Genomic DNA, 24,016 nt, shown 5'->3' on the forward strand with positions numbered 1-24,016 from the left:
GGCGGTGGGGGGCGCGGCGGTGGGGGGCGCGGCGGTAGGCCGCGAGTCCGTCGGAGACGCACCCGTGGACGTCGGTGTCATCGGGAGGGCCACGATCACCTCCCCCGGGAACGGAAGCCCGGGGCCAGCGTACCTCCGTGCGCGAGCACCGGCGCCCGGCGCCGCGTCGGGTTCTCGGCGTCGGCTTCTCTGCATCCGCTTCCGCTTCCGCTTCCGCATCCGCTTCTCCGCATTCGCTTCTCCGCGGGTCGCACTGCGGGCCGGAGGCTCACGCCGCGAGACCGGCGACGTTGCGACCGCCCCGACGCGCCGTGCCCGTCGCATCCACCCAGGGAGGCGGGGTGAACCAGGGCACGCCGTCGCGCCACTCGAGCGTCCAGCCGTCGCGGTCGAAGAGGGCGTGGTGGAATCGGCACAGCAGCACGCCGTTCTCGAGGTCGGTTCGGCCGCGTGCCCACCAGGGGTGGATGTGCGCGGCTTCGCACCAGCCGGGTGGGGCGTTGCAGCCCGGCCACGCGCATCCGCTGTCGCGGACGGCCATCGCGCGACGCTGTGTCTCGGTGAACAGGCGCTGTTCGTCGCCGAGTTCGAGGGGTTCGGAGGGGCCGCCGAGGATGGCCGGGATGATTCCGGCGGTGGCGGCGAGCCGGCGGGCGGTGCTGGCGCTGACCGGGGAGTCGACGCCGGCGAGGTGCGCCTCACCGAGGCCGGTCCGCAGCGTGCTGAGGGGCACGGTCACGACCATGGCGACGCTCGTTCCGGCGAGCTTTCCGTCGTCGTGGGCGAGGGATTCGCGGGCGAGATCGACGAGGGCGTCGAGTCGGCGCTGGGCGAGGGTTCGGTCGTCCGCGGGCAGCGCCTGCCGCTCGTCGCCGGCGTCGGCAGCGTCGCCAGGAGCACCAGGAGCGCCAGGAGCGCCGGTCGCGTCGACGCGGTCGCGCGCATCCGGCTCGAAGCGCACGGCTCGGCGCGGTGCGGTGCGGGCATCGAGCGCGGTGAGCAGGAAGCCGGTGGACTCGGGGTCGGAGTCGATGGTCCACCGCGTCATGCCGTCGGGCAGTTGGGTGACCCGGAGCCCGCGGCGCGCTCGGAGCGCGGCCTCGCGCGCTTCGGCGCCCTCCGGCGCGTAGCGGGAACGCACCTCCGTGCACAGCCGCGCGAGGTCTCGGGGCTCGAGCGTGCGCGCGTGGTCGACGAGCACGGACTCGAGCGCGACCGCGTCGTCGGCCGCGACCGCGCACTCGTTCAGGGTCGTGATGATCTGGCGTGCCGCCGACGCGCTGATCGAACCCGCGGTGAGGGCATCCGCGACCGGCGGATGGGGGTCGGGCAGTCGTTCGCCGAGCAGGCTCACGCGCGGCGCCGTCGCGGCTCCGACCGCGCACCACGCGGCGGCGGTGCCGGCGTCGATCCGGGCCTTCTCGGCGACGAGGGTGCCGGCTGACCGAGCGCCGTGCCGTCGGGCGAGCGAGTCCGCGTCGCCCGCCTCGGATCGCTCGACGACGGCGCTCGCGAGCTGCACGCCGACGGCGTCAGCGAGTCGGCGCAGGTCGCCGGCGAGTGCGGTCGCGGCGAGAACAGCACCGTCGTCCATGGCCGCGGGCTCGCCGAGCGCCGCGAGGTCGCGGGTCACCTCGGTGAGGCGGGTGAGGGCGTCGAGCATCGGAGGGATTCCTAACTCCGGCGCAGGACCCATGCTAGCACATAGATACGAGGAACAGAAGCCCTGTGGGCAAATGCGATCGAAAAAGATTTCGCGCTCCCGACCAGCACCGCTGCGAGCCCCGCTGCGAGCCCGCGACCGCCACCGCCGCCCCGCCCGCCCCGCCTGCCCCGCCCGCCCCGCGCCGCCCCGCCCGCCCCGCCCCGCCTGCCCCGCCCACCCCACCCCGCGGTAACGCCCCCGAAACATTCCGTAGACTGGCGCGGGGCTTTCGAGGGCGCACGCCCGCCCCGTCGTCCCCGCCCAGAAGGAACCGCATCCGTGGCCAAGCCCGTCGTGCTCATCGCCGAAGAACTCTCGCCCGCGACCGTCGAGGCCCTCGGCCCCGACTTCGACATCCGCCAGGTCGACGGCACCGACCGCCCTGCCCTGCTCGAGGCGCTCGCGACGGCGGACGCGGTGCTCATCCGCTCGGCGACTCAGGTCGACGCCGAGGCGATCGCCGCTGCGAAGCAGCTCAAGGTCGTCGCGCGCGCCGGCGTCGGGCTCGACAACGTCGACATCAAGGCCGCAACGAGCGCCGGCGTCATGGTCGTCAACGCGCCGACGAGCAACATCATCTCGGCCGCCGAGCTCACGGTGGGCCACATCCTGAGCCTCGCCCGCCACCTCCCGGCCGCGCACGCGAGCCTCGCCGCGGGCACCTGGAAGCGATCGAAGTACACCGGCACGGAGCTCTTCGAGAAGACCGTCGGCATCATCGGCCTCGGCCGCATCGGCGCGCTCATCACCGAGCGCCTGCAGGCCTTCGGCGTCAAGGTCGTCGCGTACGACCCCTACGTCACGAGCGCGCGGGCGCAGCAGCTCGGCGTGACGCTGCTGGGCCTCGACGAGCTGCTCGCGGCATCCGACTTCATCACGATCCACATGCCGAAGACGCCCGAGACGACCGGCATGATCGCGGGCCCGCAGCTGGCGCGGATGAAGCCCACCGCCTACATCGTCAACGTCGCACGCGGCGGACTCATCGACGAGAGCGCACTGCTGGAGGCGCTGCAGGCCGGCACGATCGCCGGCGCCGGACTCGACGTGTTCGTCACGGAGCCGCCGCTCGGCTCGCCGCTGCTCGAGCTCGACAACGTCGTGCTGACGCCGCACCTCGGCGCGTCGACGGATGAGGCGCAGGAGAAGGCGGGCGTCGCGGTCGCGAAGAGCGTCAAGCTCGCGCTCGAGGGCGAGCTGGTGCCGGATGCCGTGAACGTCGCCGGCGGGGCGATCGCGCCCGACGTGCGCCCCGGCATCCCGCTCATCGAGAAGCTCGGCCAGGTGTTCGCCGCGCTCGCCGACAGCCCGCTCACGAGCGTCGACGTCGAGGTGCACGGCGAGATCGGCGCGCTCGACGTGAGCGTGCTGCGCCTCGCGGCGCTCAAGGGCATCTTCACGAACGTCGTCTCGGAGACCGTGTCGTACGTCAACGCGCCCCTGCTCGCGGAGCAGCGCGGCCTCGAGGTGCGCCTCATCGCCGACACGGTGAGCGACGAGTACCGCAACGTGCTCACGCTGCGCGGCGCGCTCGCGAACGGCCAGCAGATCTCCGTCTCGGGCACGCTGACCGGCCCGAAGCAGGTGGAGAAGCTCGTCGAGGTCAACGGCTACGACGTCGAGGTGCCGCTCGCGGAGCACCACATCGTCATGGTCTACACGGACCGTCCGGGCATCGTCGCGGTGTACGGCAAGGAGTTCGGCGACGCGTCGATCAACATCGCCGGCATGCAGATCGCGCGCCAGACCGCCGGCGGACAGGCGCTCTCGGTGCTCACCGTCGACTCGCCCGTCGCCGACGACATCCTCGACCGCGTGCGCGCGGCGATCGACGCGAAGCTGCTGCGCGAGATCGACATCACCGCCTGACCGGTGTCTCCGGCCGAGGGGCGGTCGAGCGGGGCTGGCACCGGCCGTTCACCCCGAATCGATAGGGTCCGCCCGTGACACCCGGCCTGCTGCTCGCCTCCGACCGCGCAGCGGCGCCCCGCACGCTCGTCGACGTCCTGCGCGCCACGACGGTCGCGCATCCGGACGCCTCGGCGCTCGAGGATGCCGACGGCGCGCTCAGCTACCGCGAGCTGATGGCGCGCGTCATCCGCACCGCAGCCCAGCTGCAGGCGGCCGGCGTGCGCCGCGGCGACCGGGTCGGCATCCGCCTCGCCTCGGGCTCGCGCGAGCTGTACATCGCGATCCTCGGCGTGCTGGCCGCGGGCGCCGCGTACGTGCCCGTCGACGCCGACGACCCGCAGGAGCGCGCCGACCTCGTGTTCGGCGAGGCCCGCGTGCGCGGGGTGATCGGGGGCTCGGGGGCGTACTTCCCGAGCACGGATGCGGCGGGCGCTCCGGGTGGGGAGGGTGCGGGGTTTCGAGACGCGTCCTCGCTGCGCTCGGGCGCTCCTCAACCAGCGGCGGGGGCGCTGCGCTCGGGCGCTCCTCAACCAGCGGCGGGTGGGGAGGGTGCGGGGTTTCGAGACGCGTCCTCGCTGCGCTCGGGCGCTCCTCAACCAGCGGCGGGGGCGCTGCGCTCGGGCGCTCCTCAACCAGCGGCGGGGGTGCTGCGCTCGGGCGCTCCTCAACCAGCGGCGGGTGGTGGGGAGGGTGGGGCGTTGTTCGCGGGCGACGCACCGCATCCGTCGTCCGCGGCGCTGCCGATCGTCGCCCCGCCGACGGTCGACGACGACGCCTGGATCATCTTCACGTCCGGCTCGACCGGGGTGCCGAAGGGCGTCGCGGTCACGCACCGCAGCGCCGCGGCGTTCGTCGACGCCGAGGCGAGCCTGTTCCTGCGCGACGAGCCGCTCGGTCCCGGGGACCGGGTGCTCGCCGGCCTCAGCGTCGCGTTCGACGCGAGCTGCGAGGAGATGTGGCTGGCGTGGCGGCACGGCGCGTGCCTCGTGCCGGCCCCGCGGGCGCTCGTGCGCAGCGGCATGGACCTCGGCCCGTGGCTCACCGCCCGCGGCATCACCGCCGTGAGCACCGTGCCGACGCTCGCGGCGCTGTGGCCGGCCGAGTCGCTCGAGAACGTCCGCCTGCTCATCTTCGGCGGCGAGGCCTGCCCGCCCGAGCTCGCCGAGCGCCTCGCGGTCGACGGACGCGAGGTCTGGAACACGTACGGGCCCACCGAGGCGACGGTCGTCGCGTGCGCCGCCCTGCTCGGCGGCGGCGGACCCGTGCGCATCGGCCTGCCGCTCGACGGCTGGGACCTCGCCGTCGTCGGCGCCGACGGCACCCCCGTCGCCGAGGGCGGCGTCGGCGAGCTCGTCATCGGCGGGGTCGGACTCGCGCGCTACCTGGATCCGGCGAAGGACGCCGAGAAGTACGCGCCGCATCCGCAGCTCGGCTGGGATCGCGCGTACCGGTCGGGCGACCTGGTGCGGTTCGAGAGCGCGGGTCTCGTGTTCCAGGGCCGCGCCGACGACCAGGTGAAGGTCGGCGGCCGCCGCATCGAGCTCGGCGAGATCGAGGCCGCGATCCAGGGGCTTCCCGGCGTCGCGGGCGCAGCCGTCGCGGTGCGCGAGACGGATGCGGGCAACCGCGTGCTCGTCGGCTACCTGTCGAGCACCGACCCGGCCTTCAGCACGACGGATGCGCTCGCGCGCCTGCGCGGGGAGCTCCCGGCCGCGCTCGTGCCGCTCCTTCATCTCATGGCCGAGCTGCCTACCCGCACGAGCGGCAAGGTCGACAAGGCGGCGCTGCCCTGGCCGCTGCCGGGCGTCGAGGCGGACGACTCCGGCCTCGCCGCGGACCGCCGCGCCCTCGCGGACCGCTGGCAGGCGGTGCTCGGCGTGCCGGTGTCCGACGAGTCCGCGAACTTCTTCGACCTCGGCGGTGGCTCGCTCGCCGCGGCGCAGCTGCTCGCCGCGCTGCGCGAGGACGACCCCGAGCTCACGGTCGCCGACATCTACGCGCATCCGCGGCTCGGCGCGATGGCCGACGCGCTCGCCGAGCGCGCCGCGGAGCGCGAGGGCGATCCGGCGGCCGGTCGCGACGACTACCACCGCGTCACCCCGACCCCGCGCCGCATGCAGGTGCTGCAGTCGGTGCTCGGGGTGCCGCTGTACATCCTCGGCGGCGTGCGCTGGCTCGTCTTCGCGCTGCTCGTGACGACGATCCTCGGCGGCATCGGCGGCTTCGAGCTGCTGCCGCGGGTGAACGGCTGGGGACTCGCGGCCGCGTGCCTGGTGTTCTGCACGCCGTTCGGCCGGATGGCGATCGCGGTCGTCGCGTGCCGGCTGCTGCTCGCCGGGGTGCGCGCGGGCGACCATCCGCGCGGCGGCTCGGTGCACCTGCGGCTCTGGCTCGCCGAGCAGGCCGCGCACCAGGTGGGCGCGGTCGGCCTCGCGGGCGCGCCCTGGATCACGTACTACGCGCGGGCGCTCGGCGCGCGCATCGGCGACGACGTCGACCTGCACACGCTGCCCCCGGTCACGGGCATGCTCGAGATCGGCGAGGGCGCGTCGATCGAGCCGGAGGTCGACCTCGCCGGCCACTGGATCGACGGCGACATCGTGCGGGTCGGCGCGATCCGGATCGGGGCGCACAGCACCGTGGGCGCGCGATCGACGCTGCTCGCCGGCACCCGCATCGGCAAGCGCGCCGAGATCGCGCCCGGGTCGAGCGTGTTCGGGCGGGTGCCCTCCGGCCAGCGCTGGGCGGGCTCGCCCGCGCAGCGGGTCGGCACGGCGAGCGGATGGTGGCCCGCGGACCGTCCCGCCCGTGGCCGCCGCTGGCTGCTCGCGTTCGGCGCCTCGAGCACGGTGCTCGCGCTGCTGCCGATCGTCGCGCTCGCCGCCGGGGGAGCCGTGACGGCCGGGTTCGTGCGCGGCGCGTCGACCGTCGGCGAGCTCGTCGCGCGCGCCGCGATCGGGCTCGTGCCGGGCGTGTTCGTCGCGGGCGTCGTGTTCGCGGCATCCGTCGTGCTGCTCGTGCGACTGCTCGCGATCGGGCTGACCGAGGGCGTGCACGCCGTGCGCGGCCGCGTCGGCTGGCAGGTCTGGAGCACCGAGCGGCTGCTCGACGCGGCCCGGGACGTGCTCTTCCCGCTGTACTCGAGCCTGTTCACGCCGGTCTGGCTGCGGCTGCTCGGCGCGCGGGTCGGGCGCACGGTGGAGGCGTCGACCGTGCTGCTGCTGCCCGCGATGACGACCATCCGCGACGGGGCGTTCCTCGCCGACGACACCATGGTGGCGAGCTACGAGCTCGGCGGCGGCTGGCTGCGGATCGCGCGGGTCGAGATCGGCAAGCGCGCGTTCATCGGCAACTCGGGGATGGCGCCGGCCGGTCACCGCGTGCCGAAGGACGGCCTCGTCGCCGTGCTGTCCGCCGCCCCGCGCCGAGCGAAGCCCGGATCGTCGTGGCTCGGCTCTCCCGCGATGCGGCTGCGCCGCGCGGTCGCGGAGGGGGAGGACGTCGAGCGCACCTACCGGCCGTCGCCGAGCCTGCGCGTCGCCCGCACGCTGTGGGAGCTGTGCCGGTTCGTGCCGGTGGTCGTGACGTGCGCGATCGGCGTCGCGGTGCTGCTCGTGCTCGCGGCGCTCGCGACCGTGCACGTCGGGCTCGCGGTCGCGGTCAGCGGCGTCGTGATGCTCGCGGCGGGCGCGGTGTCGGCCGCCGTGAGCACGGCGGCGAAGTGGCTGCTGGTGGGCCGCATCCGTGCCACCGAGTACCCGCTGTGGTCGTCGTACGTGTGGCGCACCGAGGTCGCGGACACGTTCGTCGAGATGGTCGCCGCACCCTGGTTCGCGAGGGCGGCAGCGGGCACCCCCGCCCTGGTCTGGTGGCTGCGCAGCCTCGGTTCGCGCATCGGCCGCGGCGTCTGGTGCGACAGCTACTGGCTGCCGGAGGCCGACCTGGTGACCCTGGGCGACGGTGCTACCGTCAATCGCGGATGCGTCGTGCAGACGCACCTCTTCCACGATCGGATCCTCAGCATGGACACGGTGACGCTCGACCCGGGCTCGACCCTCGGGCCGCACAGCGTCGTGCTGCCGGCGTCCCGCATCGGCGCCCACGGCACCGTCGGTCCCGCATCGCTCGTCATGCGCGGCGAGGTCGTGCCGGTCGGCTCGCGCTGGAGCGGCAACCCGATCGGCCCGTGGCGCGAGGTGCACACGCGCGAGTACCGCGCGAAGCGACGCGCGTGACCGGTCGCTCCGGGGCGGCGGGCGCCGGGCCGGGCTACGGGACGGATGCCGCTGCCGACCCGTACGCGCCGGGCAGCGGCAACGCGGGCTACCGCGTCGCGCACTACGACCTCGACCTGCGCTACCGCGTCGCGACGAACCGGCTCGACGGCACGGCCACGCTCACCGCGGTGGCGCTCGACGACCTGACCCGGGTCACGCTCGACCTCGCGCACCTCGGCGTCACGAGGGCCGCGGTCGACGGCGTGCGCGTCGGCAAGGTGCGGCAGAGCGCGTCGAAGCTCAGCATCCCGCTGCCGGCGCCGGTGCCGGCGGGCGCGACGTTCACGCTGCGGATCGAGTACGGCGGCGCGCCCCGGCCGCGGCGCAGCACGTGGGGCGGCGTCGGCTGGGAGGAGCTCGAGGACGGCGCCCTGGTCGCGGCCCAGCCGACCGGGGCGCCGACCTGGTTCCCGTGCGACGACCACCCGGCCCGCCGGTCGACCTACGACGTGCGGGTCGCCACCGAGCCCGAGTACACCGTCGTCGGCCACGGCGTGCCGGCGGGCTCGCGGCTGACCCGGGGGCGCCGCGAGTGGCGCTTCGTCATGGAGCAGCCGACGGCGACCTACCTCGCGGCGATCGTCGTCGCGCGCCTCGAGACGTCGGCCGTGGACCTCGCGGGCGTGCCCGGCCGCATCGTCTCACCCCGCGCGATCGGCCATCGCGTGCGCTCGGACTTCGGCGCGCTCGGGGCGATGATGGCGGCCTTCGTCGAGCGGTTCGGGCCGTATCCGTTCCCGTCGTACACGGTCGCGATCACGCCCGACGATCTCGAGATCCCGCTCGAGGCGCAGGCGATGGCGATCTTCGGCGCGAACCACGCCGACGGCGCCGGCTCCTGGGAGCGCCTCATCGCGCACGAGCTCGCGCACCAGTGGTTCGGCAACAGCGTGGGTCTCACGACGTGGCGCGACATCTGGCTCAACGAGGGATTCGCGTGCTACGCCGAGTGGCTGTGGTCGGAGGCGTCCGCCGGTCCGTCGGCCGACACGCACGCGCGCTCGCACGAGCGCCGGCTGCGCTCGCTGCCGCAGGACCTCGTGCTCGCCGATCCCGGCGCGCACGACATGTTCGACGACCGGGTCTACAAGCGCGGCGCCCTCGCGCTGCACGCGCTGCGGCTCGAGATCGGCGACGACCTCTTCTTCGCGGTGCTGCGGACCTGGACCGGGCGGTTCGCCCGGACCTGCGCGACGACGGCGCAGTTCCGCGCGCACGCCGCCGGGATCGCGGGCCGGCCGCTCGACGCGCTCTTCGACGCGTGGCTCGAACGGATGCCGCTGCCGCGGCTGCCCTAGCGGCGGCCCGCTCCGAGGCCGGTGCCGGTGCCGTCGTCCCGGACCGCCGTCGTCACGACGAGGGCCGCGTCGAACGGATGCCGGCGCAGCCGGTAGCGCACGCCGTCGAGCTCGGCGCGGTCGCCCTCGACGCGCACGCGCCCCGGGTCCACGGCGAGCCCGCGCCCGTCCGCCTTGAGCACCGCCTCCACGCGCGTCCAGTGCTCGGCCGACCAGACGCCGGTGAGCCGCCCGATCGCGCGCACCCGCTCGTCGCCCGCCGCGATCGGCTCCGCGTCGACGCCGACCGGCCGGTCGGAGCGCGCCACGAACACCCGGCCGAGGGCGCGGGTGAGCGAGACGAACCCGTCGGCGACGACGGGGCGGCCGTGATCGCCGGAGCCGCACAGCGCGCAGCGGTGCGCGAACGCGACGCCCGGGTCGCCCTCCCGCACGTCGACCATCAGAACCAGCTTCCGAGGTGGGGAGGCCGGGCCGTGCGGAACAGCGCGTCGACGAGCGCGACGTCGCCCGTGAGCTCGCCGCGCAGCGCGAGGTCGCCCGCGCTCATCCCGCCGAGCAGCAGGGAGCCGAGCGCGGTGACGGCGAGATCGACGGCCGGGACGCCCCCGGCATCCGTCGTCCCCGCGTCCGTCGGCACGGCGGGCTCGAGCCGCGTGACCGTGCCGACGCCGCCCGTCACGTCGAGCCGGAAGACGCCGGCCGCGAAGCCGAGCGGATCGTCGACGCGCAGCACGACCGAGCCGTCGCGCTCGTAGCGGCGCGCGGCGAGGGCGGCGGGAACGTCGAGCACGCGCGCCCAGAGGTGGTCCTCGAGCCAGACCTGCTTGGCCCGGCGGAAGTCGGTGAGCAGGTGGGGCAGGGGCTCGTCGACCGCGGTCGTGAAGGTGCGCACGATCCCGACGAGGTCGTGCTCGACGAGGAAGCGCCAGAGCGCCAGGTAGGCGTCATCCGTCAGCGCGACCAGGTGCTGCACCGTCAGGATCGCCATCGCGAAGTCCTCGTCGTTGCCCGCGACCGTGTAGACGACGAAGCCCTGGCATTCGCCCGCCGCGTCGTCGAAGCGCACCACGCGGTGGTCGTCCTTCTTGGGGTTCGAGGCGAGCGGGCCGGTGAGCCGGTCGGCGAGGTAGCGCGACTTCTCGATCTCGCCGACCCGCGCCCGGCGCGCGCGGTCGAGCACGGCGCGTCCGGTCTCGCGGAACTCCTCCGGCTCGACGAACCGCAGCGAACCCGAGGCGGGCCGGCCGCGCCAGCGCTCCCGCTTCGTCTCGATCTCGAAGCCCGCGAGCCAGGTCGCCGGCCCGAAGCCGAAGCGGTGGTAGATCGTCGACTCGCTCACGGTGAGCACCGCCACCGGAAGGCCGAGGGCGGATGCGGTGCGCAGCTCCGCCTCGAGCATCGCGGTCGCGATCCCCAGCCGCCGGTGCGTCGGCGCGACGGTCACGCTGCTGATCGCCCAGGACGGCACGGTCGTCAGCCCCGGAAGCGTCAGCTCGGCGATCCAGCCCTGCGAGGTCGCGACCGGCACGGCGCCGACCCGCGGGTCGTGCACGCCCGTGGTGCGGCGGTCGGCCTGGTAGTCGCGAGCCTCGTCGAGCCGCTCGGCCGACGCCCGTCCGCCGAGGAAGCCGCGCACATCCGCCTGGAACCAGGCGTTGCGCGCGTCGACGTCCTCCGGGTCGACGAGGGACAGGGTGAGACCCCGCTCGGCCAGCCGGCCGCGCGAGGTCTCGTCGAGGGGGTGCGTGAGGTAGTGCTCGGTCACCCCCCTCACGCTAGAGCAGGGCCCGGCACGGCGGTGCCGGGCGGTGTAGGACTGAACGGATGCTGCGCCGTTCCGCATCCGTCTGCCTCGCGCTCGTCCTGCTGGCCCTGGCCGGCTGCAGCCCGAGCCCGGCGCCCGCGCCCTCCGGCCCGGCCCCGACCACTCCGGCGCCGACCAGTCCGGCCCCGACCACGCCGGCGACGCCCGACCCGATCGCCGGGATGAGCCTCGCGGAGGAGGTCGGCGCGCTGTTCGTCGTCGGCGCCCCCGCCGCCGGGGACGACTCGACCGCGCGGCGACTGGTGCGCGACCGCTCCGTGGGCGGGGTGTTCCTCTCCGGGCGATCGACCGCGGGCGTCGCCGCGACCGCCCGGGTCGTGCAGCGGCTGCGGGACGCGGGCGGCGACCGGCCCCTGCTCGTCGCGACCGACCAGGAGGGCGGGCAGGTGCAGGTGCTGTCCGGGCCCGGGTTCGACACCATCCCGAGCGCCCTCGACCAGGGTGCCGTCGATCCGGCGGTCCTGCGCGGGCGGGCCGCCGGCTGGGGCCGCCAGCTGCGCGCCGCGGGCGTCGACGTGGACCTCGCGCCGGTGGCCGACGTCGTGCGATCCGCGGACGCCGACAACCCGCCGATCGCGGCGTTCGATCGCGAGTACGGCACGAGCGCGGACGCGGTGGCCGCGCACGCGGGCGCCGTCGCCGACGGCCTGCGCGACGCGGGCGTCACGCCCACGTTCAAGCACTTCCCGGGGCTCGGCTACGTCGACGGGAACACCGACACGACCGCCGGGGTGACGGATGCGGTGACCGGTGCCGACGGGCCGACCGCGGCATCCTTCGCGCGCCTCGCGGCCGCGGGTCCCTCGCTCGTCATGGTCTCCAGCGCGATCTACGCCCGCATCGACGGCTCCGCGCCCGCGGTGTTCTCGCCGACCGTGGTGACGGGGCTGCTGCGGCAGCAGCTCGCGTTCGACGGACTCGTCATCACCGACGACATCTCGGGCGCGACCCAGCTCGCGGCCTGGAGCCCCGCTGACCGCGCGATCCTCGCCCTCACGGCCGGGTGCGACCTCCTGCTCGTGAGCCGCACGCCCGCCGTGGCCGACCCGATGATCGACGGCGTCGTGGCCCGGGCCGGGTCCGACCCGGCGTTCCGCACCGTCGTGGACGCCGCCGCGCGCCGCGTCCTGGCTGGAGAGGCGGCGCTCCGCCCCGACAGGTGACGCGAGCCGGCGGCGGGCGGACGCGGGGCGGCGACCGATACCCTGAACCGCGTGACTGGCACGGCACCGACCCGCACGATCTCCCTCGCGACCATCCCCGGCGACGGCATCGGGCCCGAGGTGGTGCGGGAGGCGCTCGCCGTGCTCGCCGCGGCGACCGCCTCTGGACAGCACGACGACGGGGTGCGCCTCGACGTCACCGAGTACCCGTTCGGCGCCGAGCACTACCTCGCGACCGGCACGATCCTCGACGACGGCGACCTGAAGCGGCTCGCGCGGCACGACGCGATCCTGTTCGGCGCGGTCGGCGGCGACCCGCGCGACGCGCGGCTCGCGGGCGGCATCATCGAGCGCGGCTTCCTGCTCAAGCTGCGGTTCGCGTTCGACCACTACGTCAACCTGCGGCCGACCGTCGTGTACCCGTCCGTGGACAGCCCGCTCAAGGCGCCCGGCGAGGTCGACTTCGTCGTGGTGCGGGAGGGCACGGAGGGGCCGTACGTCGGAAACGGGGGCGTCATCCGTCGCGGCACGCCGCACGAGATCGCGAACGAGCTCAGCATCAACACGCGGTTCGGGGTCGAGCGCGTCGTGCGGTTCGCGTTCGAGCAGGCCCGCGCCCGCCGCGGGCGGCTGACCCTCGTGCACAAGACGAACGTGCTCACGAACGCCGGCTCGCTCTGGCAGCGCACGGTCGACGAGGTGGGGGCCGATTACGACGACGTGGCCGTCTCGTACCTCCACGTGGACGCCGCGACCATCTTCCTCGTCACCGACCCTGCTAGGTTCGACGTCATCGTCACCGACAACCTGTTCGGCGACATCCTCACCGATCTGGCCGGCGCCATCAGCGGCGGCATCGGCCTGGCGGCCTCCGGCAACATCAACCCGGACGGCACCTTCCCCTCGATGTTCGAGCCCGTGCACGGTTCGGCCCCCGACATCGCGGGACGGGGCATCGCCGACCCGACCGCGGCCATCCTGTCCGCCGGACTCCTGCTCACCCACCTCGGGCTGACGGATGCCGCGGCCCGGCTGAACGCGGCCGTCGTCGCCGACCTCGCCGCGCGCTCCGGCTCCGCACCGCGCTCGACGAACGAGGTCGGCGCGGCGATCACCGCCCTGCTGGCACAGAATTAGACATCCGCTCCTCGCAGAAGGACACCCGTGAAGAACCTGCTCGCACCATCCGCCTCTGAACTGCGCACCCTCGAGTTCGCCCGCACCCCGAACCCGGCCCCCGTCGACCCGGCGAAGCGCGCCGAGATCCTCGCCGACCCGGGCTTCGGCAACCACTTCACCGACCACATGGTCGACATCTGCTGGTCGGAGTGGGGCGGCTGGCACCGGCCGCGCGTGCAGCCGTACGGTCCGATCGCGCTCGACCCGGCGGCATCCGTGCTGCACTACGCTCAGGAGATCTTCGAGGGACTGAAGGCGTACCGCTGGGCGGACGGCTCGATCCGCGGCTTCCGGCCGGAGGCGAACGCCGCGCGCCTGCAGCGCTCGGCCGTGCGGATGGCGCTGCCCGAGCTGCCGACGGAGTACTTCCTCGCCTCGATCCGCGAGCTCGTCGCCGCCGACGGCGACTGGGTGCCGTCCGCGCCCGGCACCTCGCTCTACCTGCGCCCGTTCATGTTCGCGAAGGAGGCCTTCCTCGGGGTGCGCCCCGCGAAGAAGGTCAACTACTACGTGATCGCCTCGCCCGCCGGCAACTACTTCACGGGCGGCCTCGCCCCCGTGAACATCTGGCTCTCGACCCAGTACAACCGGGCCGGCAAGGGCGGCACGGGCGCGGCGAAGACGGGCGGCAACTACGCCGCATCGCTGCTGCCGCAGGCCGAGGCGTACGAGAACGGATGCGACCAGGTGCTGTTCCTCGACGACGGCTACCTCGAGGAGCTCGGCGGCATGAACATCGTGCTCGTGCGCCGGGACGGCACCCTGATCACGCCGGAGTCGTCGTCGATCCTGGAGGGCATCACGCGGGACTCGATCCTCACCCTCGCGCGCGACCGGGGACTCACGGTCGAGGAGCGCCGCGTGCACATCGACGAGTGGCGCGCGGGCGCCGAGTCGGGCGAGATCGTCGAGGCGTTCGCGTGCGGCACGGCCGCGGTGGTCGCGCCGATCGGCTCGCTCAAGACGGCGTCCTGGGAGATCCGGCACGCGTCGACGGAGCTCGCGCTGTCGCTGCGCGAGGAGCTCACGGGCATCCAGTACGGCCGCGTCGACGACCGTCACGGCTGGACCACGCGCCTCGACGTCGGGCAGTGACCGCGTGAAGGTCGCGCGCTTCGTGCAGGAGGGGCAGCCGCCCCGCTACGGCATCATCGACGGCGACGAGCTCGTCGTGCTGAAGGGCGACCCGCTGTTCGCCGGGTTCGACACGCTCGACGAGCGCGTGCCGCTGGCCGACGCGAGCCTCGTGGCGCCGGTCATCCCGCGCTCGAAGCTCATCGGCTTCGTGCCGGGCGTGCCCGACGAGGACGACCCGGATGCCGCGGTCGACCCCGTCATGTACCTCGAGCCGAACACGGCCGTCGTCGGCCCCGGCGACAGCGTCAGGGTGCCGGACGGCATCGGCACGGTCGAGGCGTTCGGCGCCCTCGCGATCGTCATCGGCAGCCTCGCGCGCGACGTGCGCCCGGGCGACGCCGCCCAGGTCGTGTTCGGCTACACGGTCGCGAACGACGTCACCGCGACCGACCTCGCGCGCGCCGACGGCCAGTGGGCGCGGGCCAAGTCGTACGACTCGTTCACGCCGCTCGGCCCCGTCATCGAGACGGAGCTCGACTCCGAGACCGTCGAGGTGATCGTCGACATCGACGGCGACGAGAAGCGCCGCGGCACGCTCTCGACCGACATCGCGACGGCGATCGAGCAGGCATCCGCGGTCGCGACGCTGCTGCCGGGCGACGTCATCCTCATCCCGCTGCTCGACGGCGTCGAGCTCGACGAGGGCGTCACGGTCGAGGTCACGATCCCGACGATCGGCACGCTGCGCAGCGACATCCGGGCGCGGTGAGCGCGGATGGGACGGCGCGATCGCGCGCTCGGCGCGGCGGTCGTGTCGTGGCTGATGATCGTGGGCCTCTCGTTCGCGTGGCTGATCGTCGAGTGAGCGCGCCGCACGAGTTCGCCGGGGTCGACGGCCTCATCGCCGACCTCGTGCGGCGAGCCGCGGACGCCTCCGCGGCCGACCGCCGCCTCCTCGTCGGCATCGCGGGCGCGCCGGGCGTCGGCAAGTCGACGGTCGCGGCGGTCGTCTCGACGGCTCTCCCGGATGCCGCCCTCGTGCCCATGGACGGCTTCCATCTCGCGAACTCCGAGCTCGACCGGCTCGGCCGGCGCGAGCGCAAGGGGGCGCCGGACACGTTCGACGCGTCGGGCTTCGTCGCGGCCGTCGCGCGCATCCGCGCCGACGACGGCGCGGTGTACCTGCCGCGCTTCGACCGCTCGATCGAGGAGTCCCTCGCGGGCGCGATCGCCATCGAGCCCGAGCACCGCGTCGTCATCGTCGAGGGCAACTACCTGCTCCTCGACGCCGTGCCGTGGCGCGAGCTCGCCGCCCTGCTCGACGTGACCTACGCGCTCGAGGTGCCGCACGACATCCGCCTCGAGCGCCTCATCGCCCGCCACATCGCCTTCGGCAAGGATCCGGATGCCGCCCGCGCCTGGGCGCTCGGCCCGGACGAGGCGAACGCGCGGCTCGTCGAGGCGGCCGCGGGCCGCGCGAGCGCGACCGTGCGGCTCTGACGCGGGGCGGTGCGGCTCTGACGCGGGGCGATGCTGTGCTGTGCTGTGCTGTGCTGTGCTGTGCTCACCGGCTACCGCTACGCGCACCGGCCACCGCTCTGCGCGCCGCCCGCCGAGAACCCGCATCCATATCGCTTACTGGAGTTCGTGCACCCCGGTGCGCGAACTCCAGTATCCGAAACGCACACACCGCTTCGGCGCGCGAGCACCCAGGGTCACCGAGCCGATCAGCGTGTTCGTCCCGGTGCGACGACATCCGCGCGCGCGGAACGCGCCGGTACGCTGGACGTCGATGTCCAGCACCCTCCCGTTCAGCACCGCCGCCGGCTCCGACGTGCGGGTGCGCATCTGCCCCTCCCCGACGGGCGTGCCGCACGTCGGCCTCATCCGCACGGCGCTGTTCAACCTCGCCTACGCGCGCCACACCGGCGGCCGGCTGATCTTCCGCATCGAGGACACGGATGCCGCCCGCGACACCGAGGAGAACTACGACGCGATCGTCGACGCGTTCCGCTGGACGGGCATCGACTGGGACGAGGGCATCGACGTCGGCGGACCGCACGGACCGTACCGGCAGTCGCAGCGCAAGGAGATCTACCTCGGCATCCTCGAGCGCCTGAAGGCCTCCGGGCACCTCTACGAGTCGTTCTCGACGCCCGAGGAGATCGAGGCGCGCAACCTCGCGGCCGGGCGTCCCGTGCAGCAGGGCTACGACAACGCCGACCGCGACACGACCGAGGAGCTGAAGGCGGCGTACCGGGCCGAGGGTCGGCTGCCGTCGTGGCGCCTGCGCGTGCCGGACGTCGACCTCGGCTTCACCGACCTCGTGCGCGGCGAGATCACGTTCCCGGCCGGCAGCACCGTCGACTTCGTCGTCGTGCGGCCGAACGGCGACCCGCTGTACACGTTCGTGAACCCGGTCGACGACGCGCTCATGGGCATCACCCACGTGCTGCGCGGCGAGGACATCCTGCCCTCGACGCCGCGCCAGATCGCGCTCTACCTCGCGCTCATCGAGATCGGCGTGACCGACTTCGTGCCGCGGTTCGGGCACCTGCCGGTCATCCTCGGAGAGGGCACCAAGAAGCTCTCGAAGCGCAACCCCGAGTCGAACCTGTTCCACCACCGCGATCGCGGTTTCATCCCTGAGGGCCTCGTCAACTACCTCGCGCTGCTCGGCTGGGCGCTCGCGCCCGACCGCGACGTGTTCTCGCGCGAGGAGATGTACGCCGCGTTCGACGTCGCCGACGTGCAGCCGAACCCGGCACGCTTCGACCAGAAGAAGGCGGAGTCGATCAACGGCGACCACATCCGTCAGCTCGAGGTCTCCGACTTCGCGGCGCGACTGGTGCCGTACCTCGAGCGCGCGGGGCTCTTCGACCCGCTCGACGGCGAGCACAAGCGCCGGCTGACAGCCGCGGCGCCGCTCGTGCAGGAGCGGATGCAGCTGCTCGGCGAGGCGCCCGACCTGCTCGCGTTCCTGTTCACGACGGATGCGGCGCTCGAGTTCCAGCCGGACGCGATGCCGTCCGCGGACGCCGCCCCCGTGCTCGACGCGGCGATCGCGGCCCTGTCGGCGCTCGACTCGTGGACGACGCAGGCGATCGAGGCCGCGCTGCGAACCGCGCTCATCGACGGACTCGGCCTCAAGCCCCGCATCGCGTTCGGCCCGCTGCGCACGGCCATATCCGGCCGCCGGGTCTCGCCGCCCCTGTTCGAGTCGATGGAGATCCTCGGGGCGGAGTCCACGCGCGCGCGCCTCGCGGCGCTCCGCTCCGAGCTCTGACCCGGTTCGGACGCTCGCGCGGGATGCGCTATAGTAGTTCGTCGGCCGGGGTCACCCGGCAGCCACATTGGGGTGTGGTGTAATTGGCAACACGGAAGATTCTGATTCTTTTGTTCTTGGTTCGAGTCCAGGCACCCCAGCTTTGATTTCCAATGATTTACTGGCGGAAAGGCCAGTACGTCATGACTCTCCTCCCGCCACTCGGCGGTGCTGCGTCCTACATCGTCACGGCCGAGCGCGTCGATCCATCGACAACAGTGATCCTTGACGGCTTGCTCGGGTAACCGCTGCCCCGACTCGATGAATCATCGAGTCGGGGCGCAGCCGAGTCGGTCCGGGTCGGCGATGCGCCTACCCGGGGGAGACCTTCGGCACCCGATGCGGACGGTCGGCGAGGAAGCGGACGAGGACAGCGGCTTTGCGACGCCGAATGCGGTGACGATCACGACCGTGCACCGCTCGAAGGGCATGCAGTGGCCGGCGGTGTTCATCCCGTGCCTGCGCAAGAACCGGTTCCCGATGCGCCGGCAGGGCGGGCTCAATCTCAACCTCGACGCAAAGAGCGACGACTACACCGCTCGCGTCGATGACGCGCTCCTTGCCGGTATCAAGTCCAAGGTGCAGGCCGTCGCGTCGGACATCCGTGCGGGGCACGTCGACTGCGGACACGACCACTCGAAGGAAGGCGCCTACAACGACTCGTATGGCTGACGGTCAGGGGACCGGGCCCTGAGGTGCTCGGGAGCGCGCTCAGCGGCTGTCCATTTGGTGACCGCGGCGACGGGTGAGTCTGCGCACGTCGGATCAATTGTCGAGGAGCGAGGCGTCGCGCCGATACTCTGGATGCGCGACCAATGTCGGACGCCGCCGGTAGCCTGGACGCCCTCAGGACGGCGCACCGAGGGTGACGGAGGTGATCCCAGTGGCCACGCAGTTCGAATTCCGGCTGATCGACGGAGAAGCTCCCGAGGGGGAGCTTGAGGCCGATCAGCTCATCGCTATCGTGCAGAGCCTCAAGGAGGTCGCGACGAAGCTCGGTCGCGCGGAGACGGACGCGGAGCCGGTGGGGCGTCCGTCGAAGCGCACGCAGCGCGTCGCGAAGCTCAGCATCGGGCTCGCGCCGGGCAGCACGAAGTTGCTCGTTCGTCGTGCCGATGACGAGGATGCACTCGCCTTCGATCTGGACGAGGAGAAGTCCTTCGATGAGAAGTTTCAGGCGATCGTCGAGTCGATCGCCGTCGACGAGCGACCGGAGTGGGTGACAGACACGTTGGCAGTCGCCGCCGGTGAGTTGCGCAGTGCCCTGGAGAAGGCAGCGCCGACGGTGGAGTTCAAGGTGGGCGGCCAGGCGCGGCGTACCTTCAAGACGTCGGAGACTCGCAGGGAGACTTGGAAGGCGGTCGACGTCGAGCCGGAGGCGGATTCGGTCACCTTTGTCGGTCGCCTTCGCGCGGTGAACCTCGATACCCACCGACTTCAGGTGACCGACGATGTCGGCAACCGAGTCGCGCTGCCGAACGTTGCAAACGACGTGCAGGTCGGGCATCTGATCGGGGGCTACGTCGAGGTGGTCGGCGCTCCTGAGCGCGACCCCAAGGGCAAGCTCGCGCAGATCCATGAAGCAGTCATCCAGGCAGCGGCCCCGATTCCTGGAGCGTTCGGGGTGCGTGAGGTCGTATCTCTCGAGGACATCCTCGCCAGCGCGCCGGGTCCGGTGCTCGGCGGGATTCCAGGTCTGACGGACGACGAGGCGGAGTCGTACGTGAAGGCGATTGGTCTCTGAGTGACGACCGCTCAGACCGCCCTGCTGGACACGGATGTGTTCAGTGCGCTCTACGTCACGCCTCAGGAAGTCGTGGCGAAGCAGGGCCACCCTGTCGCGGCATGGACCGCAGCCCTCACGGGTCACCGACCGCTGATCTCGTTTTAGACTCGTGCCGAAGTGTTGTCCGGGGCCCACCTCGCCGGGTGGGGAGAGCACAGGCTCGAGGCAGTCGTCGCGAAGCTCGACTCGACGCCGACTGTCGACGAGGATCGCGAGGTCATCGACGCCTATGCTCGGCTGCTCGCCGAAGCGCGGAAGAGCGCACATCCGTTCGGCGACAAGGCGCATCATGTCGGCGATCGCTGGATCGCCGCCTGTGCGATCGCAAAGGGGCTTCCGCTGCTGACGGGGAACCGCAAGCACTTCGAGAAGGCGCCGGGGCTGACATTGCTCGCCGTTCCAATGGACTGACCTAGCGTCCACATTCACGTCCACATTGGCCGCGAGCGTCCAGAAATCGGCGGTATCCACCCGCGTTCGGACTTAGACTGACCATCACCAGAATCCTCTACTTGCCAATGAATCATTGGTTAGTCAGGGCTTCGTGAGCCGACTCCGACATCGAGCAGACCGCATCAGTTGTTCTTGGTTCGAGTCCAGGCACCCCAGCAGTAGATTCGGCGAGATTCCGCGGCTAAACAGCCCATTTTCCATGCCCTGGTCAGCGCCCGTTTCGGGCCCGATGACGAGATACGGAACGGAATACCGCTCCGGCACGGCCAGGGCTGCCGATCCGCGGCGTACTGCCCCGGGTACTGCCGGTTGCGGCTGCCTACTGCTGGGAGCCCGGTCGTACCTGACCGTCATGGATCAGACGACGCCCGTTCTTTTCACCAGCCGTGAGGTTGCCGACCTCCTCCGTGTGCCCCTACGCACCGTCGAGGACTGGAGGGTGACCCGCTCCGGTCCACCCTGGCTGAAGCTCGGCCGCCACGTCCGCTACGACCGCGACGAGCTCCTCGCCTGGGTGAAGGAGCGCCGGCATGGGTAGGCCACGCATCCCGGCCGGTGAGATCGGCACCATCCACATCACCCGCCTCGCCACCGGCTACCGCGCCCGAGCCCAAGCCCGCGACGACGGTGGGAACCTCCATCAACTGCGCGTCGTCGCAGACACCGAAGAGGAGGCTCGTGCTCGACTCCTGCGCCGGGCAGAGGCGCTCAGCAGTACGGCCTTCACCGGACTCGACAGCCGCAACACCATCGCCGAGGCCGGCGTCGCCTGGCTGGAGCAGATCCGCGCCCGAGCCGTCGCCGGGTCCCTGTCGTTCTCCACCTACGAGTCGTACGAGACGACGCTGCGGCGGCTCGTCGTGCCGCAGTGCGGCGGGATCACCCTCGGGGCGCTCACCGTCGGCCGGTGCGACCGCATCATCCAGGCGATCCTTCTGGAGAAGTCCGTCTCCGCAGCCCGCCGGGCGCGCGCAGTGCTCGGGCTGATCTGCGGATACGCGGTCCGTGACGACGCGATCCCGTTCAACCCGGTCCGCGACGTGCAACGTCTGCCGCTGCCCGAGAAGAAGACCTCGATCCTCACGCCCGCGCAGATCGCCGGGATCCGCGAGCTGATGGAGCACTGGCGCGAGGACCAGTCCGACGGGCCGCGCCCGAACCACCGGGCGCTCATCGACGGGATGGACATCATGCTCGGCACCTCTGCGCGCGTGGGGGAGTGCATCGGCCTGCGACGCCGGGACGTGGACATCACGACGGCACCACCGACGATGCTGATCGACGGCACCATCATCCAGAACAAGGAACAGGGCATCGTCCGTAAGAACGCTCCCAAGCGCACCCGACAGCGTCGCCGCGTCGCCCTGCCGGCCTTGGCGGCGGCCGCGGTTCGGCGACGCCTCGCGCTCGCACCCTCGGGACCGGACGCGCTGCTGTTCGGGACGAAGAACGGCAACCCGATCAGCGTCAGCAACTATGAACGGCTCCTGCGTTCCTTCGTCGACGACAACCGCGAGGCCCTCGAGAAGCTCGGCGTCGAAGTCGACGAGTACAGCACGCATATCCACCGTCGCACCACCGCAACCCTGGTCGAACGCGCGGCCGGGTTGACGTTGGCATCGCGCCTGCTCGGACATGCCAACGAGCAGATCACCCGTGCCAGCTACGTCGTCAGCGCCGAAGAAGTCGACCCGATCACGGTCGAGATCCTCGACGAGTTGCTGGGGAGCTGACTCCATCAACGGAAACTAAGCCAGATATGCTCTATATGTAATGGTTTTGCCGAGAGGGGGTGACGTGGACGCTGAGGCACCGGTGCTTCTCCGATACCGAGATCTCCCGATGCATGGGATCACTCGCCACAGACTCGGGCAACTACTCGAAGCCGGTGAGTACGAGCGGATCGCCCCAGGGCTGTTCATGCGCGCCTGGGCCACAGACGACACCACAGCAGGATGGATGGCAGTCGCGGCCAAGCGCCCGGAAGCGACCATCTGCCTGAGCACCGCCCTTGTGATCTATGACCTCACCGACGAGATCCCGTTCCAGAGCGAGATTGCCATCCCACGCGGGACCCAGCCGGTGACGGTCCACGGACTCCACATCGGCTGGCACCGCTTCGACCCCGACACCTTCCACATCGGGCGCACGGAGTACGCCCTACCGGGCGGGCTGTCGATCGGCCTGTACTCGGCCGAGCGCACCATCGTGGACCTGTTTCGCCTCAGCCACCACTGGGGCAGCGACTTCGCCATCGGGGCGCTCAAGCGTTGGCTCCGCGAGCGCGGCAACTACGCCTCGAAACTGCTTGACGTGGCGCAGCACTTCCCGAAGGCATCACCCGCAATACGGCAGACCCTGGAGATCCTGCTGATCTGACAATGGCGGATGAGAGGGCCGTACGCTATGTCGATCCGGTGCTTACCCATATGGCGCTGGGGTCGTGGATCTCGTGATGGGGATCATCTCCTCCGAGTCGTACCGTGCCTCGCCTCCCTGCGCTCGGGGAGTGATCGATACACGCTCCGGTTGAAAGCCACGCGGTCCGCGCTGGGGGGCTTTGGAGATGCGGATTTCGAACAATGCCTTGATGATCCGGCGTTGTTCAGTGAAGTCCATCGTCTCCCAGGCCGTGGGCAGGTCATCGCTGTTGACGAGCGCGCGGAGGGCGGCATCGGCGATAGGGAGGACGAGCTGTTGCTGGACATGCTCGATCCGTGGACGGATGTTCTTCTCGATCCTCGTGAGCAAAGCGAGACTGATCCCTCCCTGCGCGCAGGAGGCAGTGGCTTCCTGAAGTCGATCCTCGAGTTCCGCCAACTCCTTGCGGGCGGCTTCGGCACGGCCGATCCAGCCGTCGTCTTCACCGACGAGGAGTGCGACCTCTTCCGGCCGCGACAGCCATGAGAGGGCAAACTCGACGACATACTCGTCGAGCGCCGCCGCCACGATGGTGATCTTGAAACAACCTCGGAACTGACACTGGTATCGCACCGTCCGGGGCGCATTCTCCTTCGCCGGTCCCAGAACCCTGTGAAGCGGATGCCCGCAGTAGTCACAGAGCGCGATGTGAGAAAGCAGCGACTTCGGCGTGACTCCATCACCGGAGTGGACCCGTCTCCGTGGATCAAACAGCAGCCGCTGGACTCGAGCGAAGTCCTCCTCGGAGATCAACGGCTCCCAGTCCGCATCCCCGATCACCTCGCCTCGGAAGACGCGCTTGCCGATGATCGTCGGGTTGCTCAGGATCTGCTTCACGGTCGCGACGGTCCAACCGCCGGAGACGTTGCCCTTCCGGGGGCCCTGGGGCGTCGGCGCACCCGAATCCTGCATCCTGCCCGCAACGGCTGTCACTGAAGTCCCACCGAGGATCTCTCGCGCCATCATCTTCACGTACTCGCCGGTCTGAGGGTCGGGCTCCTGCCCCACAAGAATCCCGGTGCTGCCCTCGTAGACGCGGCGGTACCCATAGGGGATACGCCCGTGCGGTCGCCCCCTCTCCGCGAGCAGTCGCACGGTCCGCAGCTGTCGTTCGCGCATGGTGTTGGCATCCGCCTCGGCGCGCAGGAACTCGAAACCCAGCGAGAACGTATCGTCCGAACGAGCGAAGTCGTACACGCGTCCGCGCGTGAGGTAGAGGACGCCTGCTTTCTGGCACGCCTCACGCAGTTCGACGTAGATCTCCAGGTCGCGGGCGGCGCGCGACGGTTCCCAGGTCACGAATCCATCGATCTCGCCAGAGTTGATGAGTCTCAGTGCCTCATCGAACCCTTCTCGTTCCTGTTTGCGCCACTGCGAGGCGGACCGATCTGCATCCGTGAGGACGCGAACGACGTTCCATCCGAGGGGCTCGCACCACGAGCGGCAATCAGCGATCTGGTCTCGGATCGAAGTAGTGCCCCTTAACGTGGTGTAGTTCGCGGTGGCCGGTCTCGTCGTAGACGTGGGCGCGGTCACCGTGTAGTCCCTTCGAGGAATCTCCTACAACCCACTCGAAAGGCATCTTCACGATGA

At 71.7% G+C, this 24,016-nt stretch carries 19 protein-coding genes and 1 tRNA gene; 16 read left to right on the top strand and 4 right to left on the bottom strand.

Features of this window, described 5'->3' with window-relative positions:
• Positions 1-268: 268 nt before the first annotated feature.
• On the bottom strand, positions 269-1,663 hold the full coding sequence (locus tag QT381_RS03905; protein ID WP_289247424.1) for an HNH endonuclease signature motif containing protein: 1,395 nt from the start codon (positions 1,661-1,663) through the stop codon (positions 269-271).
• Positions 1,664-1,984: 321 nt separating this feature from the next.
• Between QT381_RS03905 and serA the strand changes: the two genes are divergently transcribed.
• The 3 genes from serA (at position 1,985) to QT381_RS03920 (ending at position 9,191) form a co-directional block, all read left to right on the top strand.
• Positions 1,985-3,574, top strand: a complete 1,590-nt coding sequence (serA, locus tag QT381_RS03910; protein WP_289247425.1) for a phosphoglycerate dehydrogenase — start codon at positions 1,985-1,987, stop codon at positions 3,572-3,574.
• 74 nt (positions 3,575-3,648) lie between these two features.
• Positions 3,649-7,851 carry a Pls/PosA family non-ribosomal peptide synthetase gene (locus QT381_RS03915; protein ID WP_289247426.1) on the top strand — a complete coding sequence of 1,401 codons (4,203 nt, stop codon included), beginning with the start codon at positions 3,649-3,651 and terminating at the stop codon, positions 7,849-7,851.
• Entirely contained in the window at positions 7,848-9,191 is a 1,344-nt protein-coding gene (locus tag QT381_RS03920) for a M1 family metallopeptidase (protein WP_289247427.1), read from the top strand. The genes QT381_RS03915 and QT381_RS03920 overlap by 4 nt, the downstream gene beginning before the upstream one ends.
• Here the strand turns inward: QT381_RS03920 and QT381_RS03925 are convergent.
• The gene (locus QT381_RS03925) at positions 9,188-9,634 is read right to left on the bottom strand and encodes a 4'-phosphopantetheinyl transferase family protein (RefSeq protein WP_289247428.1); all 447 of its coding nucleotides are present in this window, start codon (positions 9,632-9,634) and stop codon (positions 9,188-9,190) included. The two genes, QT381_RS03920 and QT381_RS03925, sit on opposite strands and share 4 nt — an antisense overlap.
• Positions 9,634-10,959 (bottom strand): GNAT family N-acetyltransferase, encoded by a 1,326-nt coding sequence (locus QT381_RS03930; RefSeq protein ID WP_289247429.1) that lies wholly within the window; start codon positions 10,957-10,959, stop codon positions 9,634-9,636. The genes QT381_RS03925 and QT381_RS03930 overlap by 1 nt, the downstream gene beginning before the upstream one ends.
• Positions 10,960-11,018: 59 nt before the next feature.
• Here QT381_RS03930 and QT381_RS03935 point away from each other — a divergent pair, with 59 nt between their 5' ends.
• The 13 genes from QT381_RS03935 (at position 11,019) to QT381_RS03995 (ending at position 22,381) form a co-directional block, all read left to right on the top strand.
• Entirely contained in the window at positions 11,019-12,182 is a 1,164-nt protein-coding gene (locus QT381_RS03935; protein ID WP_289247430.1) for a glycoside hydrolase family 3 N-terminal domain-containing protein, read from the top strand.
• A gap of 51 nt (positions 12,183-12,233) precedes the next feature.
• Entirely contained in the window at positions 12,234-13,319 is a 1,086-nt protein-coding gene (locus tag QT381_RS03940) for a 3-isopropylmalate dehydrogenase (protein WP_289247431.1), read from the top strand.
• A gap of 60 nt (positions 13,320-13,379) precedes the next feature.
• Positions 13,380-14,456 carry a branched-chain amino acid aminotransferase gene (locus QT381_RS03945; protein WP_289247443.1) on the top strand — a complete coding sequence of 359 codons (1,077 nt, stop codon included), beginning with the start codon at positions 13,380-13,382 and terminating at the stop codon, positions 14,454-14,456.
• 4 nt (positions 14,457-14,460) lie between these two features.
• Positions 14,461-15,207, top strand: coding sequence for a fumarylacetoacetate hydrolase family protein (locus QT381_RS03950; RefSeq protein ID WP_289247432.1), 747 nt, complete (start codon positions 14,461-14,463; stop codon positions 15,205-15,207).
• A 92-nt stretch (positions 15,208-15,299) separates the two neighbouring features.
• On the top strand, positions 15,300-15,938 hold the full coding sequence (locus QT381_RS03955) for a nucleoside/nucleotide kinase family protein (protein WP_289247433.1): 639 nt from the start codon (positions 15,300-15,302) through the stop codon (positions 15,936-15,938).
• 292 nt (positions 15,939-16,230) lie between these two features.
• A complete protein-coding gene (gene gltX, locus QT381_RS03960) occupies positions 16,231-17,724 on the top strand; it encodes a glutamate--tRNA ligase (RefSeq protein ID WP_289247434.1) in 1,494 nt (497 codons plus the stop codon).
• 68 nt (positions 17,725-17,792) lie between these two features.
• Positions 17,793-17,864: transfer RNA gene (locus tag QT381_RS03965), tRNA-Gln, on the top strand.
• 238 nt (positions 17,865-18,102) lie between these two features.
• A complete protein-coding gene (locus tag QT381_RS03970) occupies positions 18,103-18,435 on the top strand; it encodes a 3'-5' exonuclease (protein ID WP_289247435.1) in 333 nt (110 codons plus the stop codon).
• A gap of 211 nt (positions 18,436-18,646) precedes the next feature.
• The gene (locus QT381_RS03975) at positions 18,647-19,507 is read left to right on the top strand and encodes a hypothetical protein (protein ID WP_289247436.1); all 861 of its coding nucleotides are present in this window, start codon (positions 18,647-18,649) and stop codon (positions 19,505-19,507) included.
• A 159-nt stretch (positions 19,508-19,666) separates the two neighbouring features.
• A complete protein-coding gene (locus QT381_RS03980; protein ID WP_289247437.1) occupies positions 19,667-19,960 on the top strand; it encodes a PIN domain-containing protein in 294 nt (97 codons plus the stop codon).
• 394 nt (positions 19,961-20,354) lie between these two features.
• A complete protein-coding gene (locus tag QT381_RS03985; RefSeq protein WP_289247438.1) occupies positions 20,355-20,540 on the top strand; it encodes a helix-turn-helix transcriptional regulator in 186 nt (61 codons plus the stop codon).
• Positions 20,533-21,735 (top strand): tyrosine-type recombinase/integrase, encoded by a 1,203-nt coding sequence (locus QT381_RS03990; protein ID WP_289247439.1) that lies wholly within the window; start codon positions 20,533-20,535, stop codon positions 21,733-21,735. The genes QT381_RS03985 and QT381_RS03990 overlap by 8 nt, the downstream gene beginning before the upstream one ends.
• Positions 21,736-21,961: 226 nt before the next feature.
• Positions 21,962-22,381, top strand: a complete 420-nt coding sequence (locus QT381_RS03995; RefSeq protein WP_289247440.1) for a type IV toxin-antitoxin system AbiEi family antitoxin domain-containing protein — start codon at positions 21,962-21,964, stop codon at positions 22,379-22,381.
• Positions 22,382-22,423: 42 nt separating this feature from the next.
• Here the strand turns inward: QT381_RS03995 and QT381_RS04000 are convergent, their stop codons facing one another.
• Entirely contained in the window at positions 22,424-23,959 is a 1,536-nt protein-coding gene (locus QT381_RS04000) for a recombinase family protein (RefSeq protein WP_289247441.1), read from the bottom strand.
• Between the last annotated feature and the right edge of the window lie 57 nt (positions 23,960-24,016).

This window comes from Galbitalea sp. SE-J8 (assembly GCF_030345695.1).
In the GTDB taxonomy this organism is placed as follows: Bacteria; Actinomycetota; Actinomycetes; order Actinomycetales; family Microbacteriaceae; genus JAUASV01.

Coding starts and splice junctions, on each gene's coding strand:
- QT381_RS03935 (WP_289247430.1), top strand. CDS start 11,019: ATGCTGCGCCGTTCCGCATCCGTCTGCCTCGCGCTCGTCCTGCTGGCC.
- QT381_RS03990 (WP_289247439.1), top strand. CDS start 20,533: ATGGGTAGGCCACGCATCCCGGCCGGTGAGATCGGCACCATCCACATC.
- QT381_RS03985 (WP_289247438.1), top strand. CDS start 20,355: ATGGATCAGACGACGCCCGTTCTTTTCACCAGCCGTGAGGTTGCCGAC.
- gltX (WP_289247434.1), top strand. CDS start 16,231: ATGTCCAGCACCCTCCCGTTCAGCACCGCCGCCGGCTCCGACGTGCGG.
- QT381_RS03925 (WP_289247428.1), bottom strand. CDS start 9,634: ATGGTCGACGTGCGGGAGGGCGACCCGGGCGTCGCGTTCGCGCACCGC.
- QT381_RS03995 (WP_289247440.1), top strand. CDS start 21,962: ATGGCAGTCGCGGCCAAGCGCCCGGAAGCGACCATCTGCCTGAGCACC.
- QT381_RS03970 (WP_289247435.1), top strand. CDS start 18,103: ATGCGGACGGTCGGCGAGGAAGCGGACGAGGACAGCGGCTTTGCGACG.
- QT381_RS03905 (WP_289247424.1), bottom strand. CDS start 1,663: ATGCTCGACGCCCTCACCCGCCTCACCGAGGTGACCCGCGACCTCGCG.